General features: G+C 68.3%; 20 protein-coding genes. 1 reads left to right on the forward strand and 19 read right to left on the reverse strand.

Annotated elements, in window-relative coordinates; genetic code table 11:
• Nucleotides 1–3: 3 nt before the first annotated feature.
• The 13 genes from FV560_RS16575 to FV560_RS16635 form a co-directional block, all read right to left on the reverse strand.
• Entirely contained in the window at nt 4–1,557 is a 1,554-nt protein-coding gene (locus tag FV560_RS16575; protein ID WP_159622682.1) for a hypothetical protein, read from the reverse strand.
• Between the two features lie 3 nt (nt 1,558–1,560).
• Nucleotides 1,561–3,054 carry a phage terminase large subunit gene (gene terL, locus FV560_RS16580; RefSeq protein ID WP_159622683.1) on the reverse strand — a complete coding sequence of 498 codons (1,494 nt, stop codon included), beginning with the start codon at nt 3,052–3,054 and terminating at the stop codon, nt 1,561–1,563.
• Between the two features lie 160 nt (nt 3,055–3,214).
• Nucleotides 3,215–3,988 carry a hypothetical protein gene (locus tag FV560_RS16585; protein ID WP_159622684.1) on the reverse strand — a complete coding sequence of 258 codons (774 nt, stop codon included), beginning with the start codon at nt 3,986–3,988 and terminating at the stop codon, nt 3,215–3,217.
• A gap of 67 nt (nt 3,989–4,055) precedes the next feature.
• Nucleotides 4,056–4,427 (reverse strand): DUF6221 family protein, encoded by a 372-nt coding sequence (locus tag FV560_RS16590; protein WP_159622685.1) that lies wholly within the window; start codon nt 4,425–4,427, stop codon nt 4,056–4,058.
• Nucleotides 4,424–5,407, reverse strand: a complete 984-nt coding sequence (locus FV560_RS16595; RefSeq protein WP_159622686.1) for a hypothetical protein — start codon at nt 5,405–5,407, stop codon at nt 4,424–4,426. The genes FV560_RS16590 and FV560_RS16595 overlap by 4 nt, the downstream gene beginning before the upstream one ends.
• Nucleotides 5,404–5,661, reverse strand: a complete 258-nt coding sequence (locus FV560_RS16600; RefSeq protein ID WP_159622687.1) for a hypothetical protein — start codon at nt 5,659–5,661, stop codon at nt 5,404–5,406. The genes FV560_RS16595 and FV560_RS16600 overlap by 4 nt, the downstream gene beginning before the upstream one ends.
• 32 nt (nt 5,662–5,693) lie before the next feature.
• Complete coding sequence (locus tag FV560_RS16605) at nt 5,694–6,371, reverse strand: hypothetical protein (protein WP_235020185.1); 678 nt, start codon at nt 6,369–6,371, stop codon at nt 5,694–5,696.
• On the reverse strand, nt 6,368–6,577 hold the full coding sequence (locus FV560_RS16610) for a DUF7848 domain-containing protein (protein WP_159622688.1): 210 nt from the start codon (nt 6,575–6,577) through the stop codon (nt 6,368–6,370). The genes FV560_RS16605 and FV560_RS16610 overlap by 4 nt, the downstream gene beginning before the upstream one ends.
• A complete protein-coding gene (locus FV560_RS16615) occupies nt 6,574–7,164 on the reverse strand; it encodes a RuvC family protein (RefSeq protein WP_159622689.1) in 591 nt (196 codons plus the stop codon). Before FV560_RS16615 ends, FV560_RS16610 begins: the two co-directional genes overlap by 4 nt.
• Nucleotides 7,165–7,178: 14 nt before the next feature.
• Nucleotides 7,179–7,646: a hypothetical protein gene (locus FV560_RS16620; protein ID WP_159622690.1), complete on the reverse strand. Its 468-nt coding sequence runs from the start codon at nt 7,644–7,646 to the stop codon at nt 7,179–7,181.
• Complete coding sequence (locus FV560_RS16625; protein ID WP_235020189.1) at nt 7,643–10,237, reverse strand: bifunctional DNA primase/polymerase; 2,595 nt, start codon at nt 10,235–10,237, stop codon at nt 7,643–7,645. Before FV560_RS16625 ends, FV560_RS16620 begins: the two co-directional genes overlap by 4 nt.
• Before the next feature lie 2 nt (nt 10,238–10,239).
• Complete coding sequence (locus FV560_RS16630) at nt 10,240–11,040, reverse strand: helix-turn-helix domain-containing protein (protein ID WP_159622692.1); 801 nt, start codon at nt 11,038–11,040, stop codon at nt 10,240–10,242.
• An 85-nt stretch (nt 11,041–11,125) separates the two neighbouring features.
• On the reverse strand, nt 11,126–11,461 hold the full coding sequence (locus FV560_RS16635) for a hypothetical protein (protein WP_159622693.1): 336 nt from the start codon (nt 11,459–11,461) through the stop codon (nt 11,126–11,128).
• A gap of 22 nt (nt 11,462–11,483) precedes the next feature.
• Here FV560_RS16635 and FV560_RS16640 point away from each other — a divergent pair, with 22 nt between their 5' ends.
• The gene (locus tag FV560_RS16640; RefSeq protein WP_159622694.1) at nt 11,484–11,786 is read left to right on the forward strand and encodes a hypothetical protein; all 303 of its coding nucleotides are present in this window, start codon (nt 11,484–11,486) and stop codon (nt 11,784–11,786) included.
• Nucleotides 11,787–12,079: 293 nt separating this feature from the next.
• Here the strand turns inward: FV560_RS16640 and FV560_RS16645 are convergent, their stop codons facing one another.
• From FV560_RS16645 to FV560_RS16670, 6 genes are read right to left on the reverse strand one after another with little or no spacing between them, the layout of a single operon-like run.
• Complete coding sequence (locus tag FV560_RS16645; protein WP_159622695.1) at nt 12,080–12,472, reverse strand: hypothetical protein; 393 nt, start codon at nt 12,470–12,472, stop codon at nt 12,080–12,082.
• Complete coding sequence (locus tag FV560_RS16650) at nt 12,465–12,650, reverse strand: hypothetical protein (protein ID WP_159622696.1); 186 nt, start codon at nt 12,648–12,650, stop codon at nt 12,465–12,467. Before FV560_RS16650 ends, FV560_RS16645 begins: the two co-directional genes overlap by 8 nt.
• Nucleotides 12,643–13,134, reverse strand: coding sequence for a hypothetical protein (locus FV560_RS16655; protein WP_159622697.1), 492 nt, complete (start codon nt 13,132–13,134; stop codon nt 12,643–12,645). The genes FV560_RS16650 and FV560_RS16655 overlap by 8 nt, the downstream gene beginning before the upstream one ends.
• Nucleotides 13,131–13,403 carry a hypothetical protein gene (locus FV560_RS16660; RefSeq protein ID WP_159622698.1) on the reverse strand — a complete coding sequence of 91 codons (273 nt, stop codon included), beginning with the start codon at nt 13,401–13,403 and terminating at the stop codon, nt 13,131–13,133. The genes FV560_RS16655 and FV560_RS16660 overlap by 4 nt, the downstream gene beginning before the upstream one ends.
• Nucleotides 13,400–14,014 (reverse strand): hypothetical protein, encoded by a 615-nt coding sequence (locus FV560_RS16665; RefSeq protein ID WP_159622699.1) that lies wholly within the window; start codon nt 14,012–14,014, stop codon nt 13,400–13,402. Before FV560_RS16665 ends, FV560_RS16660 begins: the two co-directional genes overlap by 4 nt.
• Nucleotides 14,011–14,442, reverse strand: coding sequence for a hypothetical protein (locus FV560_RS16670; RefSeq protein WP_159622700.1), 432 nt, complete (start codon nt 14,440–14,442; stop codon nt 14,011–14,013). The genes FV560_RS16665 and FV560_RS16670 overlap by 4 nt, the downstream gene beginning before the upstream one ends.
• Nucleotides 14,443–14,490: the final 48 nt, after the last annotated feature.

Below are 14,490 nucleotides of genomic sequence, written 5' to 3' on the forward strand. Positions count from 1 at the left end.
GGGTTACACCTGCGGGGTGTCGCCGCGGCGGTAGGCGTCGATCGCGGCCTGCCCGGCGGACATGAGCGGGTCGATCCACTGGTTTTGGTCGTCGGTGACGGTGTCGATGATCGCCTCCGGGTCATCCACCCCCAACGCCTGCAGCAGCAGCCGCAACGTCGTCAGTGGCGGCATCTTCTGGGTGGAGTCGGCTTCGACGATCGCGGACACGATCTTGTCCACGTCGACGTCGTCCAACGGGGGGAACACGACGTCGATGGTGCGGTCCAGGTCACCGGCCAGTTGCAGCTGCTCGCGGCCGGAGAAGTCATCCCGGATCAGCGTCCCGGTGAGTGGCCCTTGGGGTGCGCGGACGGCGGAGCGGATGACGTACTCGGCGATGTCGCGGTACAGGTTCGCCCACACGGACCGGCGTTGCCCCATTTCCAACCGGGTCGGCTCGTCCAGCGTTTCTGCCACGGCGCGTGCACCGGTCTGCCCCGGGTCGGCGAGCAGCGTGGTCACGGGCAGGCCGAGGGCGGCGGCGATGAGTGACGCGAGGGGGCGGCCGGATTCGGAGTCCAGGGTTGCACCGGTCTTGGGGACCGCTTCGAGGGTCACGTCGGGGGACATCATTGCTGTCGCGCCGGCACCAGTGTCAGTGCCCGCGGCGGTGCCTGGTGCGGGGCGGCGTGCGAGAGCCCGCCGCATCTCCTGCGACTTCGTCGGCTTCCCCGTCGTGGCACGCCAGGCGTACTGCGACAGGGACTTCATGAGGGTCGCCCAGTCGGCGAGGAACTCCCGGTACGCGCGAGCCCACGGCAGGGCGGCGTACACGTCCCCGATGCCGAAATCCCACCCCTGCAACGCGTTCACCTTCGAATGCACCACGGGTGCGTCCCACAGGACCTCGTTGCCCTGGATGAACCGTGGCCGCAGGCGGGGGCGGTATCGGATGCCGGGGTAGAACGTGGTCCTCGTGACCGTCTCGACACGGCCGTCGAGGCCGATATGGGTGCGGGTCCAGTCGCGGCGGTAGAACCACGGCTCAGTGTCATCGTCCGGGTTGGTGATGATCTCCGTCATCTCAGCGAACGGGATGGGGCGGACTTGCACGAACCCGGTCCTGGGGTTGGTGAAGCAGGCGAGGAACACGTTCCCGTCGGTGCCGTGCGCCCATTCCAGCGTCTCCTGCGCCTGGTCGCCGTACAGGGCGGCCTGGTTGCCCGGGTCGTCAAGGTGCGCCTGTAGTACCTCGTTGACGGTGTCGTCGACGGCGTTGATCTGCATGCCGCCGCCGAAGATGTACCCGGTGCGCACGGCCAGGCCGCGCTTGATGAGAGGGTGCCCGACAGCCATGATCCGACACAGCTCGGCTGCCCGTTGCAGGCCGGCGCGGGAGAACTCTTCCTGCGACCGCGCCAACAGGCTGGTCCAGCCCTCATCTTCCAGTGCGAGCTCGGCACGGCTGAGCGCCTCGCGGGCGAGTTCGAGGCTGTTCTGCGCCTGGGCGGCGGTTTCCTGGGCGGCGGTGACGACAGGGGTGCGGGCGAGGAGCCGTTCCAGGATGCCGGCCATGGTTCACCACCCCCCGGTCAGGTACGTGTGCGGGTCGTCCTCGAGGAGGTCAGCGTCGGTGAGACGGTCGTCGCCGGTGAGGATCGGCTGCAGGAGGAGCCGGTTCACGGCTTGGGAGAGGGCGTCGATGGTGTCGTCGTGGGTGCCGTTGGGGAAGTCGCGGGCTTCCTCGGTCAGGTACACGATCGACGGAAGGACGCTGGAGTCGGGGAGGACGATGTCACCGGAGTGTGCGAACGGGGACACGGCGACGGCGCGGGAGTACTTCGACCCCTCCGGCTCGACCGGGATCAGGCCCGGGACGGTCGCGGACAGGAGGCTGATGACAGCGGGCCCGTTGGCCTTGTCCTCGACGAACTTCGCGACCGCCTGCGGCCACCTCGCTGTCATGTCCCGCACGGCTTGCAGGGTGGCGTTGATGTCCATACGGGCGCGGGCCTGGTCGAGGAGCCAGGCTTTGCCGGCGATGAGGGCCCACACGTGCCCGACGACGTAGTCCGTGCCGGCGGAGTCCTTGAACGTCATGTCCCAGGACTGCACGACCTCCACGTCCTGACCGGGGACCCAGCGGGTGCCGTCCTCGCGTTCCAACCATGGGGGCTGGTTGTAGGTGGCCCATTCGGCGGGGAACACGCCGCCCTTCTGCGGGGACGGGTGGCCTTGGTAGAGGGACGCCCAGGTGCGGGGGCCGGAGCGGACTTTGATCGCCGCCCACTGTGCCACTGTGCGGCCGCGGGCTGATTGGAGGTATTCGCCGACCTCACGACCGAGAGGGTCGGTTTCGCCCTTGTCCGGGTTGTGGTCGGCCTCGGCGGGAATGTTGATGACCTTCCACAGGTGCCCGTCCTCGGCGTCGACGAGGCGGCCGGCGAGGTCGTCGTGATGCCACCTGGTCAGGATGAGGACGACGGGGGCGCCGGGGGCGAGGCGGGTGGCGGCGGTGTCGGTCCACCAGTCCCACGCCCGGTCGCGGTAGACCTTCGATTCGGCTTGGACGCGGTCTTTGATGGGGTCGTCGATGATGAGGAGGTCGACGGGGCGGCCGGTGAGGGCGCCGCCGACGCCGGCGGTGTACACGCCGCCTTCGTGGTCTGCGAGTTGCCATTCGTGTTGGGCGGAGAGGTCGTCGCGGACGGTGAGGCCGAGGTCGCGGGTGTGGGTGGTGATGTCGTCGCGGATGGCGCGACCCCACCGGCGGGCCATGGATGCCTCGTAGGAGGTGATGGCGATGCGGAGGTCGGGGTTCTGGGTGAGGGCCCAGAGGGGGAAGCGGCGGGACGCGCGCTGTGACTTGCCCTCTTGTGGGGACATGCTGATGATGACCCGAGCGTCGGGGGTGGCGTACGCCGCGGTGAGGGCGGCGTCGATGAGGTCGAGCGCGGGGGTTTGGATGGTCTTGTGGTCGAGCTCGGCGGCGAGCTGGCCGGGGGTGGCCCATCGGGGTGGGGGTGGTGGTTCGAAGGCGCGTGCGGCGTGTTCTGCCCAGGTGATCGACATGGCCGATCACCCCCGGGGCGGTGGTCAGTCGTCACATGCGAAAGCCCCTCTCGTGAGACGGAGGGGCTGGATAGAGGGTGCGTGTGGGCGCGCTGAACACCCGGAACGGTGACAGGCTATCGCAACCAGCCGCCACCGGTGCGACTGCGGTGAGGGCGTGTCACTCATCCTCCGTTCGAGGTTCGACGAGCTTCGAGTACCCGTAAACCACCAGCAATGCGGTCACGAGAGCAAGGCCTGCCGACCAAAGAGCGATGTCCTGCCCGTACTGCGACTCATCGATCCAGGCCTCCAGCTTGCCCTGGTAGAACGAATCGCTCGCCAGAAACGACCCAACCGAGGTAGCGATGATGCGCCACTCACGTGCCGTCAGGCGACGTGTCCGGGCGACGGCGCCCCCTTCGTCAACCTCCTCCGGGAACTCCATCTCGAGCAGCTCGTCCGTGATGAACGGCTCCACGTCCGGCTCGACGTCGAGCAACCGATGCCCGACCCCAGCGAAGTCGAACCGTGGCATCGCGTCAAGCGCGAGCGTGCCGATGACGTTGACATTGGGCATGTCGAACGCACGCAGATGACCGTCAAAGATCTTCGTGATGCTCGACAGCTCTCGGTCAAACAGATCGGCGAGCCCGAGCGCAGGCAGCATCTCAGCCACATTGCCGACGATTGGAGGCTGAGATGACCCGATCATGTCCGCGAGAGCTGACCATGCCCCCTCGATTCTCAGGGGTGGGCCGGCGAGTTGGTCAACCATAGAGCGAGTCGCTTCAAAATAGTTCGACTCTGCGAAGAGACCAGCTGTGATAGACGACATTCCCTGGAAGGGGGCCATCGCGTTGGCGATTGCGTCGACTTGAGGTTGCAACGCAGCTATCACTCCCTGGTACGGCTCAATGAAGGCGCTCAGCGGCTGCACTGGGTCGTAGCTCATGCTCCCGATCCTGCCACCCCTACGCCCTCGTTGCCCAGAAGGCCAGGTGAGTGAGCTCGCTGCACATTCACGGTAGCCAGCTGTCGTCGTAGTCGGGGTGATCGGCGTAGACGGCGGCGAGGGCCCGCAACGTCGGGCACCACCCACTCGGGACGATCCCGTTCTCCTGATCCACGTCGCACGTCCAGCAACCCGGAACCTCGCCGAACCCGGACGTGGTATCGCCCAGGTAAGGCTCGTGTTCCTCCATGATCGCCCGGTGCGCCCTGACCTCGGCCAGCACGCGGGACGAGCTGGCCATCAGAACCTCCCCAATCGCGCCCACTTCGGCCCAGCCGATGCCGTTCGGGCCGGCACCTTCGTCGTTGTTCGGGTCGTAGGGCCCAACCTCAGCCTCGTCCTGGTCCAACCGAGCCGCCAGGAACTCCACGATGCTCATGCCCCCGATCCTTCCACCGAGACCGCCTCACTGCCCAGGAGGTCCCCCAACCGGTACACCGGCCGCCCCCTGACGTCCTCGCCCCGTTCTGGGATGCGTCGGGGTGCGCCGGCGGCTGCGCGGTCGCGGTCGCGCTTGAGCCGCTGGTTGATCGTGTTCCGCCGCGCCGTGGGGACCGCGAGGCGGGCGTCCTCGACGGTGACGAGGGCGTCCGGGTGGGTTTCTGGGAGTGCGCGGAGGGTGGTGAGGTTGAGGTAGTCGAACCGGTGTCGGTCGCCCCATGTGGTGCCGCAGCCGGTGCAGCGCAGCACGTCGGAGAGGCCGCGGTCGTGAGGGTGGCCGTCGGGGTCGGTCCAGTCACGCACGACCTTTCCGCCGCAGTGCACGCACGGGGCGGGTTCGCGTTCGGGGGCGAGGCCGGCGAGAGTGCGGATGCGGGAGCGGACGAGGCGGGCTTCCTCGCGGTAGGTGTGCCACTCGGAGGCGTCAGGGTTGGCGGCGGCCCAGGTGAGGGTGCCGGCGAGCCAGTCGAACACGCTCCCCGACCATGGTGGAAGCTGCTGTGCGTCGGTCCAGGCGTCGGCCCAGCCGTGGAGGACGTCGAGGACGTTGTCGGGTTGGCGGAGGAGGTCGATGACGGTGCCGCGGGTGGCGGCGATGGCGGCGAGCTCGACGGGGTCGTCGTCGTCGGAGCCGATGCCGAACGGCAGCCCGTCTCCGCCGCCGGTGGGGGTGTGGTCGTAGCGGATGGCCTTGATGCCGAGGATTTCGCGGGCGTTCCCGGGCAGCTGGTCGACGAGGGTGGCCGTGGTGGTGAGGATGCGGCGTTCGGCGGTCAGGCAGGGCCGGCAGATCGCGATGGCGTCTTCGAGGGGCCGGTCGCCGCAGGTGCCGCACACGGGTGTGGTGGCTTCGCAGTGGGCGCATGCGAAGCCGGTGTCGTCTGCTGGGGTCCAGGTGTGGGTGTGGTGGTCGGTCATCGGCGGTTCCTCCGTCGCGTCTTGGCCCTGTAGGCGGCGTGCATGCTGGATCGGCGGGTGGTCTCGGTGCGGCGCAGCGCCCTGGTCCGGGTGTCGCCCGGGCGGGCGTGAACGGCGGCGTACTGGGCGGTCGATTCGTCGAGCCAGTCTTGGAGGTCCTGTCCTGCTACCGAGACCGCCTCCTGCAGACGGCGCATGGCCCCGGTGAACGCGGTCGTGTCGGCGATCAGACGTACTTCGACCTGTCGGAGCATGGGCCCTCCTCGTGGGTCCGTCCCGTGGGACATCAGGTCTCACCCCTTGAAACCTGACGATCAAGGCTTGAAGGTTGATCACCGGCGATCGCCCGCAGATGCCTCGCCGCCACGCCAGGCGCCAACTCCGCCTGCGCCGGCGTCAGCTGCAGGTCGTCGAGGATCCGTCGGATCACGACGGCGACGAGCTCTCCCTGCTGCTCCGCTAACCGCACACGGCGCTCTTCCACACCGGCCTTCAGCGCCGCGGTGCAGACGGCGACGAAGTGCGCGCGTTCGCGGTAGTACAAGTCGAGCCAGACGTTCACCGCGGCCGCCTCGGTGGTGTCGATGCCGGGTTCGGCGCCGGAGCCCTTGTCGACCCGCTTTGTCTCGCCCCACGTCAACGCATCCGGTTCGAGCTGCTGCACCCGGCCCCGCAGCCACTGCACGTGCCCCGCGGTCCACCGGACCTCCTCGAGGAGCGCCTCCGACGGTGCGACGTCGACGGGCAACCCGAAGGTGACGACGGCGGCCCTCGCTTCGGCTTCGGCGATCCGGCGGGCGGCAGCCTTCTTCGCCTGCGGCGACTTCCCACCGTGCACCGCGCACACGCGCTGCCCTATGGCGGGGCGGCGCTTGCACTGCTCACCGCTACCCTTCGACCGCGCAGTGCACCGCGGGGATTCCATGCGGTCAGGCCCCGGGTCCGGTGTCCGTGAGGTGCTCATGGCTCGATCCACTCCCCGCACCCCGGGTTGCGGTTGATGTGCCGGATCGCCCACAACATCGCAGGCGCCGGGCGGCGGTGACGGCGGGAGCGTTTCCCACAGGTACCGCAGATGATGCGGATGCGGCAGTGGCCGCGGCGGTTGTGGGTGTGTTCGACGGTGCCGGTGTCGCGGGAGAGGCGGTAGGGGCGGGCTGTGGTGCTCATGCTGCGCTCCCGACGGCGTTCGGCCAGGCGACCTTGGTGAGGGCGTCGGTGTGGGTCTTGGGCAGGTCGGCGATGGGGTGGCCGGTGTGTTCGGCTCCCATGGCTGCGAGGACGAGGGCGTCGGCCTGGTTGTTGTCGCGGACGTCGACGTGGGGGTATCGGCGGGCGACGTCGAGGAGGACGGCGTCCTTGGCGGCTGTGCCCTTGCCGGTGGCGTACCTCTTGAGCTGCCCGATGCCGACAGGGACCAGGGGCACGTCGTCGGCGAGGTGGTTGACGAGCATCCAGAAGAGGCCGTTGAGCATGGAGGTGCCGGTGTTGGACTTCGACATGGCGGGGGTCTCGATGAGCACGAGATCCGCTTGGGGCTGTTGGGGGTGCTGGTCGCCGGTGGGGCCGTAGCCGGTGGTGGCGTTCCATGCCTGGTCGACGATGTCGCGGAGGCGCTCGAGTCGTTCCTCGAGGGTGGCCTGGGCGCTGCCCTTGGTGGTGATGGTCCAGACGTCGACGTGGAGCTGGTCGTCGGTGTCGATGCGGGCGATGCCTGTCGCGGTGAGGGATGGGTCTATTCCTACGATGATGGGCACAGCGTTTTCCTTTCTCAGAATGGGATGGGCCCGTCGGGGTCGAATACTGCGTGGTCGGGTGCAGGTAATGGGGCTCGGGCGATGGGTGGTTTTCCGCAGGCGTGCCCGATGACGACTAATTGTTGGTCGGTGGGGGTGGGGGCGAATTGTGCGAATCCGATGTGCGGCCAGTAGCGGGCTTCTATTTCCCAGGTGCCGATCGATCCGGCGAGCCAGTACGTGGGCAGGTGAAGGAGAATCGCTGCCGCCTCGTCGGCTGGGGTGGCGCGGTAGGGGTCGATGGTGGCTTCGCCGGCGACGCGGTGGTGGTCGAGGCCGTACAGGACGCGGCGACCGCAGTCACGGCAGCGTTGTGGGCGTGCTCGTTGGGAGAGTTTCGGTGGTGTGCCGTGGGTGGTTTCGTAGTGGCGCACCCATGCTGGCTCGGTGCTCGCTGCTGGTGGCCGCTGCTGTGGGATGTCGAACAGGGCGGGTTCGCTCATGACGCACCACCGCCGTCCCAGATCTCGCCGGTGGTGATGTTGACGTACTCGCCGAGCTCGTAGTTGAGCGTCCAGCCTTCACCTGCTGGTGGGGTGGTGCTGGGTGTGTCCCGGTTGGGCGGAGACACCGGGTGTGTCGTGTGGCCCGTGAGTGTGTCCGTGTCCCCTACGGGGGGGACACGGACGGACACACCCACTTCAGTGTGTCCGGGAGACACCGGGACACACCGGGACACACCTGGGTGTGGGGGCTCATCTGAGGGTGCGATGAGCCCGTCGAGGGGTGGGACGTAGGCGTCGGCTTCGGGGTCGGTTCGTTGCCGGTAGACGTTGATGGAGGTGAACAGGCGGGACCGGTTCGGGCCTTGCTCTTCGGTGAAGTGGGCGGCGTCGACGAGGAGGTTGATGGCGTCGGTGACCATGGATTGTCGGGCGCGGCCGCCGTCGTCTTTGAACGCGGTGTGCAGCTGGCGCAGGCTCATGGGTTCGCCGCGGCGTTCGAGGATGCGGGAGAGCTTCTCCATGACGGCGGTGGGCTTGAACGGCTTGTCGTCGTCGCTGTGGTGGTGGTCGGTGACGTTGTCCTCGGGTGGGTCGATGCTGACCCGGATGAGTTGGTCGGTGTTGGTGGAGTCGATGTGGACTTGGGCTGCTTCCTGTGTGCGGTCGGTGGCGCGGTATTTGCCGCAGTGTGCGCGGATTTCCCCGGGCCGGTCTTTGCCTATTCTGAGGGTGACGGTGCCGGACATTCCTTTACCGATGGGTTCTTTGATTTCGACGGAGTAGGAGGCGCCGTCGATTGCGGCCATTTTCGCCTGCCCGCCAATGGCGAATCGGCCGCGGGTGTCGGTGTTTTTGATGACGTGGTCGATGAGGATGACGGCTGCGTGGGTGCGGCGGGTGAGCATGCGGGGGACCATGCGGTGCCAGGTGGCGATGTCGTCGTTGTCTTTGGAGGCTCCGCCGAACTGGCCGAGGGCGTCGGTGACGCCGTCGACGATGACGAGCTCGTAGGTGTTGTTCAGGAGGGCGGCCCATTCGGAGGCTTCGGCGATCGCATACGGGGACGCTTCGGGGCGGACGTATGTCAGGTGGCGGGTGATCTGGTCGGGGGTGGCGCCGAGGAGGATGAGGCGGCGGGTGATGGGGCCGGCGTCGTCTTCGAAGTCGATGTACAGGATGGGGCGGTTCTGTTGGAGGAGGTCGGCGGTGAGGATCTGCGCGACGAGGGATTTGCCGGATTCTGATTCGCCGTGGAAGTCGTGGACTTTGCCGGGGTAGATGAGGGGTTGGCCGTCGGTGCGGGTGAGGAGGGTGGGGGTGTCTGGGGTCCAGGTGCCGTCGAGGTAGGGGGTGAGGTTGATGGGCCGCCAGGATGGTGGTGGGCCCTCGTCGGCGTCGTCAGGGTCGGGGGCCGTGCCCGGCGGGCCAGTAGTCGATGCACTCGCATCTGGCGCAGGATTCGACGACGTTGTTGCTTCGGGTGATTCGGTAGAGGTGCTGGTCTCGGTTGTGGCCGCATTGGCAGGTGGGCATGGTGGCTCCTGGGTGGCGGGTGTGGTGTTGCGGATGAGGTCGGCTGGGGAGGCTGGTGCGCGGTCGATGAGCCCGTGGAACGGGTTGGCGCAGGGGTCGCCGGCGGAGTCGTCGGCGGTGGTGGGGTGGGCGTTGCGGATGGCGCCGGCGAGCATGCGTTCCCACTCAAGTTCGGCCTCGTGTGCCGATCGGGTGTGGTCGGCGGTGACGGTGGTCAGGAAGACGGTGCGTAGTTGTGCGAGAGCATCCAGGGTGCCGGGGTGGCCCTCAGCGGCGAGGTGTGCGATCCGTTGGGTGGCTTCGAGGGCGATGTCGTGGCGGGCGCCGTGCCCGGGGTGGGTGAGCTCGGCGGCACGCTGGTCGAGGGTGCGTTGGACGGCGGGGCAGGGGGTGCCGGTGGGGCGTGCTGCCAGCCAGGACGTCGCCTCGGTGGTGGACAGGTCGGAGGGTGTGTGGCTGGTGCCGTCATCGGGCCGTGAGTAGGCGTCCACCCATGCCTGGGGGAGGTGGGGGAGTTGGTCTGGTTGTGGGAGTTCGTGGAGGGCGGTGATGCTGTCGGGGTTGATCCACCTGTAGGTGCCGCCGTTGGGGTGTGTGCTGGGTGGGGCGACGGCGTACCGGTGGGCGTAACGGATGGTGTCGATGCCGGGGCCGATGGTGTTGGGCCACACGCGGCCGGTGGGGATGCGGTAGAGGCGGATGCCTGAGATGCCGTCGTCGCGGCTGGTGGTGCGCCAGGTGGCTGGGAGGGGGCCGTGTTGGGTTTCGGCGAGGTGGAGTGTGGCGGCGCCTGGTTTGCCGTCGTAGTTGTCGACGTCGAGGCCGATGATGTCCTCGGGCAGGCGGAGGGCGATGTTGCCGGCACCTTCGGGGCCGTCTGCCCATGCCTGGATGTCGGCGCCGCTTGGCCAGATCCCTTGGTTGCCGGTGAAGCCGCGGGGGACGGGGTGCTTCTGCCCGGCGGGTAGTGGCAGTACCCCGTCCCATCCGGCGGCCCGGTAGGCGTGCGCGTGGGCCGCGTATGGGGTTGGTGGTGGGGTGTCCGGGTGGGGCATGGTCACGCGGGCCTCCGGTCGGTCCTGCTTGATGTCGTGGCCTCCCACTGGGTGGGGATGCCGTTCCTTTGACGGATGCGGAGCACTGTGCGGTCGGTGACGCCGAGCTCGTGGGCGATCTCCCGGTCGGTGCGGCCCTCGGCGGTGAGGTGGCGTACCTGTTCGACGCGGTCCGCTCGGGCGCCGGTGACGTCGTCGACGGGCCTGCGCACGCCCTCGGGGGTGGCGTCTGGGTTGTCGATGGTGTCGTCGTCCCAGGCGAGGGGCCCGGCCCAGCCTTTGCGTGCGGCTCTGTTGCGGGTGATTCTGCTGGCGCCTGGGCGCATCGAGAGGGCCTGGTAGGCGGTGAGGATGCGTTCGTGGTTGGTGCGGGAGATCCACCGGCCGGTCTTGTTCAGGAGGTTCAGGACGATGCGTTCGTTGACGGCGGCGTCGCCGGTTGCGGTTGCGATGGTGGTCGCGGTGTGGCCGAGTCGCATGAGTGCTTGGATGCGGCGGAGTGCCCCGATCTCGGGTACGAAGTCCTCGGCGCCGGTGCGGTTGAGGAGTTGCGCGGGGGTGACGGTGAGGATGCGGGTGGCGGTGCGGCGTTGCACGTGGGTGTGGTCGCCGCGGATCAGGTGGGTGATGAGGGTGGCGGAGACGCCGGCGGCGTCGGCGATGCCTCGTTGGGATGCGCCGGTGGTGAGGAGGTTGCGGAGGTGTTCGCGGACGGGGGTGGGGTCGGTGAGGCGGAGGTGGCCTTGGGAGCGTTCGTATCGCCATTGCTTGTAGTAGCGGTTCGGGTCGGTGGTGGTGGTCATGGTCGGTTCCGTTCGATCCAGAGCATGGAGGCGAGTCCGGTGAGGGCGAGGGCGATGTAGACGACAGCGGCCCAGTCCCCGGCGGTCATGGCTGGTCCTCGAGGAGGGTGAGGAGGGATTCCTGCCCTGGCGCTTCGTCGGGGCGCTCGGGTGCGGGGTCGGTGTGCTGCAGGTGGGTGGTGTGGACCTGGTAGGTGCCGCGCATCCACGACGACGCTGTGGTGAGGTCGGCGACGTTCGTCAGGTGGTTGACGGCTTGCACGGTGAAGACACGGTCGCCGGTGCAGACGGTCACCTGGTCGCCGGCGGCCACGACGGTGGGCTTCGTGGTGTCGGTGTAGGTGCAGCCGGGTGTGAGGAGAGTGCGGCCGTCCCAGGTCGGGTGCGGCGTCCATCCGATCGGGGCGTAGCGGTCAGACATGGCGTACCTCTACGGTGTGGGCATGCCTGACACCCCGAGCGATAACCGCTCTCCCATGCCTGTTGAGGTCCGCAGTGACCTGTCCGAGATCAAGGGATTCGCGACCCTGATCGTTGCGGGTCTTGCGCTCCACTGGATTGGAGGTGTGCTCGCGGCCTGGGGTGTGCTCCGGACCGACTGGGCGGGCTTCTCGCCCGAGTTGCCGGTGTATGCGTGGGTCGGAGTGCTCGCCGGAGTCGGCGGCATCGTGTGCATCCTCATGGGGTTGTATCGGCTGCTGGGAGGCCTGCACTCGGCGATCGCGCACACCGTGTTCCGTCGATAGGTCACCCACGGTCACACCCCCTATCGGGCGATGTGGGCTCCACGTACAGGTCGCATCGCGGTTCGTGTCCCTGCTGGCTCCGGTTCCACCAACACGTGCAGACGCCTCGCGGTGACGGATCACTCGAAGGCGCGGGATCGGGCGATGTGGTGCGTGTAGTGGGCTCGGCAGGAAACTCAGGCCACGCGCACGGGCACTGGTCGGGAATGTCGTCCTCGACCTCGCGCCCGTTGGAGTCGGTCCAGCACTCCCCGGCGTCGTGATGATCTTCGGGGTGATCGCAGGTCAGGCAGTCAGCCACGATCGCCACCTCCATCGGGCGATGTGGTGCGCCGGTCGATCGCCTGGACCCACTGCGTAGCGACAGCAGCGATCTGCACCAGTTCGGTGCGGAGTGCGGCCGGGTCGGCCTCGGCCAGCGCCTCGAACACCTCTTCAAGGAGAATGTCGCGCCAGGTGACCTTCCCGTTCATGGCGTTCTCGTCGGTCTTGCGGGTGAAGATCGTGGCCAGTTCGGCTGCGGTGCGGAAGTCCAGGTTCGGGTCGGTCGAGTAGAGCGTGATGGTGGCGGCACCGGTGCCGTCGGGGTGGTTCTGCTCGCCCCACTTCTGGTCCTGGCGTCCGCGCTCGGCCAGAACATCAGCCAGCGCGATCGGGATGCGGGTCGTGATCGTGTGCTCAGCCATTGCTTGCTCCGTCGGTCGTGAGGGCTGTGTTGATCCGGTCGAGGTCACCGGGGTCGTTTGCTCGCCACTGGTCGGCGAGGCGCGCGAGCTGCTGGGCGTCGTCGTTGTCGAGGAGGTGCGCGGCGCCGTCGAGGGCGTCGGCGATGAGGTCGGCGACACGGGTGGGGAGGTCAGCCACGGTCGCCACCTCCATCTGTGTCGTCGTCCAGGGCGGCGTAGATGCGGCCAGCGGCGTCATAGTGCACGTGGGCCGTCTTGGCCATGACGGCTGCGTGGTCCGGACCACCTGGGAACCGTCGCGCCTTCTCGGCCTTCGTCTCGTGCCACTCGGCCAGGTCCCGCAGCCGCTGCACCTTCTCGGCCAGGCGGTCGGCTCGGGTGCGCTGGGCACTGCACGAGCACGGCGTCACCCGCGCTACCGCATCGGCCAGGGCGCCAGGTGCACGTAGTCGAGCGTTCTCCTCGGCAAGGCGGTCGCGCTGGTCCCGGCGGTGCTCCGCGTTCGCCTGAGCGTGCCGGAGTCGCTCCTCCAAGTCCGCCACCTCGGCGCGCAGCTTCGCGTCGTGGGCAGCCATCGACTCGTGGAACATCTTCCGCGAGGACATCCTCGCGACGGCGAGCAGGTCTTCGCGGTGGTTCCATTCGTCCCAGTTGCGACTCATGTCCAGCTCCTTCGTTCTCCGAGCACCAGTGACCCGCCGGCGGCCTCACACAGGTGCTCGGCGGGCCCGTGGGTGCGGCCGCAGTCAGGGCACCGGGGCGGGGTGAGGTCTGTTTCGGTGAGGTACCGGTCGGGGTCGGGTGCGTCGGCGTCGACTGGGTCGTGGTCTCCGGTCGGTTCCGGCTGTTGTTCGGCCTCGTGGCGGGCGTACGCGGCTAGCGTGGTGTGGGCGTACTGGTCGGGCCCGAGGCTTGGGATCAGCGCAGTCACGGCGCGCCTCCGCCCTGGGCGATGTTGGCGGCGGTCGAGCGCAGCAGGTCTGACACTGTGACTCCGCTGCCGTCGTCGCGGCGGAACAGAATCCAGTCACTCGGGAAGCGGGTCGAGTCTGCGAACTCCTGCAGCGCTTCAGCCTTGGCCTCCTGCCGCACCTGCTCGACGGTCAGGGCGGTGATCCGAACCTCACCAGCGCGTGTCACCCGAATCAGGGGGCGGGCACCCTCGATAGATCCGGGATGCCAACTAGCGCCATCGAGGGTGAGTGCGTGAAGGGCCCCCTCAGCCTCCTCCACGACGAAGAACAGCCCGCCGTCCTCGTCCACGAGAACGTCACCGGCACGCCATGGCTTCCTGGCATCCTCGCTCGGCGGGGTGCGCTCAGCCGCCTCCACCTGCTCGGCGGTGGCCGTGAGTGCGGGGCGGTCGGGGCGATAGAGGACGGTGGCGGGGAGGTAGTGGGACAGCTTGTGCAGCGACCATTCAGGAGGTGCGGCGCAGAACCACTTGCTGCTCTTCTGCCATGCGTCGCCGTCGCGGTCAAGCACCACGCTCCCCACGGGCAGCGCGTCCAGTTCGGCGGCGGTGGTGATCTGCTCGTTCACTGGTTCCACCCCCAGTCCGGATCCGCCACGGGGTGCTGCTCGCATCGGTCGCCGTCGGGGAGGGCGTCGGCCTCGCACATGACGGGGCGGCCGTGGTCGTACTCGATGTGGGAGCAGACGAACGGGCCCTGCGGTTCGGGGTCGCGTGGTAGCGGCCGCTGGTAGTCGACGGGGATGCGGCCGGGGGATTCCTTGACGGCGGCGAGGCCTGCCTGGGATGAGAATCGGGGTGTTGCCGGTCGCACCTCATGCCCGCACGCTTCCCAGCGCGTGTGCTCCTTGGCGTGGCGGCACGGGCTGATCCCGTCCGCGTATTGCACGCCGTTCAGCGGGTGCGGAATGTAGACCTTGGCGGCGAGTTGCCGCGCGTCCGTGTGCACGGATCGCACGTCCGCGTTGTAGATGTCAGCAAGGCTGAACCTGATCACTGGTCATCCCCTTCCGGGTCGGTGATGGGTGGGTGTGGTGCCCCGCCC

It is taken from the genome of Ruania rhizosphaerae, from assembly GCF_009805705.1.
GTDB classification, from domain to species: Bacteria; Actinomycetota; Actinomycetes; order Actinomycetales; family Beutenbergiaceae; genus Ruania; species Ruania rhizosphaerae.

What these genes read in the sequence shown, in the direction of transcription:
- FV560_RS16595 (WP_159622686.1), bottom strand. Translation starts at nt 5,407, where the DNA reads ATGACCGACCACCACACCCACACCTGGACCCCAGCAGACGACACCGGC.
- FV560_RS16625 (WP_235020189.1), bottom strand. Translation starts at nt 10,237, where the DNA reads ATGCCCCACCCGGACACCCCACCACCAACCCCATACGCGGCCCACGCG.
- FV560_RS16635 (WP_159622693.1), bottom strand. Translation starts at nt 11,461, where the DNA reads ATGTCTGACCGCTACGCCCCGATCGGATGGACGCCGCACCCGACCTGG.
- FV560_RS16630 (WP_159622692.1), bottom strand. Translation starts at nt 11,040, where the DNA reads ATGACCACCACCACCGACCCGAACCGCTACTACAAGCAATGGCGATAC.
- terL (WP_159622683.1), bottom strand. Translation starts at nt 3,054, where the DNA reads ATGTCGATCACCTGGGCAGAACACGCCGCACGCGCCTTCGAACCACCA.
- FV560_RS16600 (WP_159622687.1), bottom strand. Translation starts at nt 5,661, where the DNA reads ATGCTCCGACAGGTCGAAGTACGTCTGATCGCCGACACGACCGCGTTC.
- FV560_RS16645 (WP_159622695.1), bottom strand. Translation starts at nt 12,472, where the DNA reads ATGGCTGAGCACACGATCACGACCCGCATCCCGATCGCGCTGGCTGAT.
- FV560_RS16640 (WP_159622694.1), top strand. Translation starts at nt 11,484, where the DNA reads ATGCCTGACACCCCGAGCGATAACCGCTCTCCCATGCCTGTTGAGGTC.
- FV560_RS16610 (WP_159622688.1), bottom strand. Translation starts at nt 6,577, where the DNA reads ATGAGCACCACAGCCCGCCCCTACCGCCTCTCCCGCGACACCGGCACC.
- FV560_RS16590 (WP_159622685.1), bottom strand. Translation starts at nt 4,427, where the DNA reads ATGAGCATCGTGGAGTTCCTGGCGGCTCGGTTGGACCAGGACGAGGCT.
- FV560_RS16655 (WP_159622697.1), bottom strand. Translation starts at nt 13,134, where the DNA reads ATGAGTCGCAACTGGGACGAATGGAACCACCGCGAAGACCTGCTCGCC.
- FV560_RS16620 (WP_159622690.1), bottom strand. Translation starts at nt 7,646, where the DNA reads ATGAGCGAACCCGCCCTGTTCGACATCCCACAGCAGCGGCCACCAGCA.
- FV560_RS16575 (WP_159622682.1), bottom strand. Translation starts at nt 1,557, where the DNA reads ATGGCCGGCATCCTGGAACGGCTCCTCGCCCGCACCCCTGTCGTCACC.
- FV560_RS16605 (WP_235020185.1), bottom strand. Translation starts at nt 6,371, where the DNA reads ATGAGCACCTCACGGACACCGGACCCGGGGCCTGACCGCATGGAATCC.
- FV560_RS16585 (WP_159622684.1), bottom strand. Translation starts at nt 3,988, where the DNA reads ATGAGCTACGACCCAGTGCAGCCGCTGAGCGCCTTCATTGAGCCGTAC.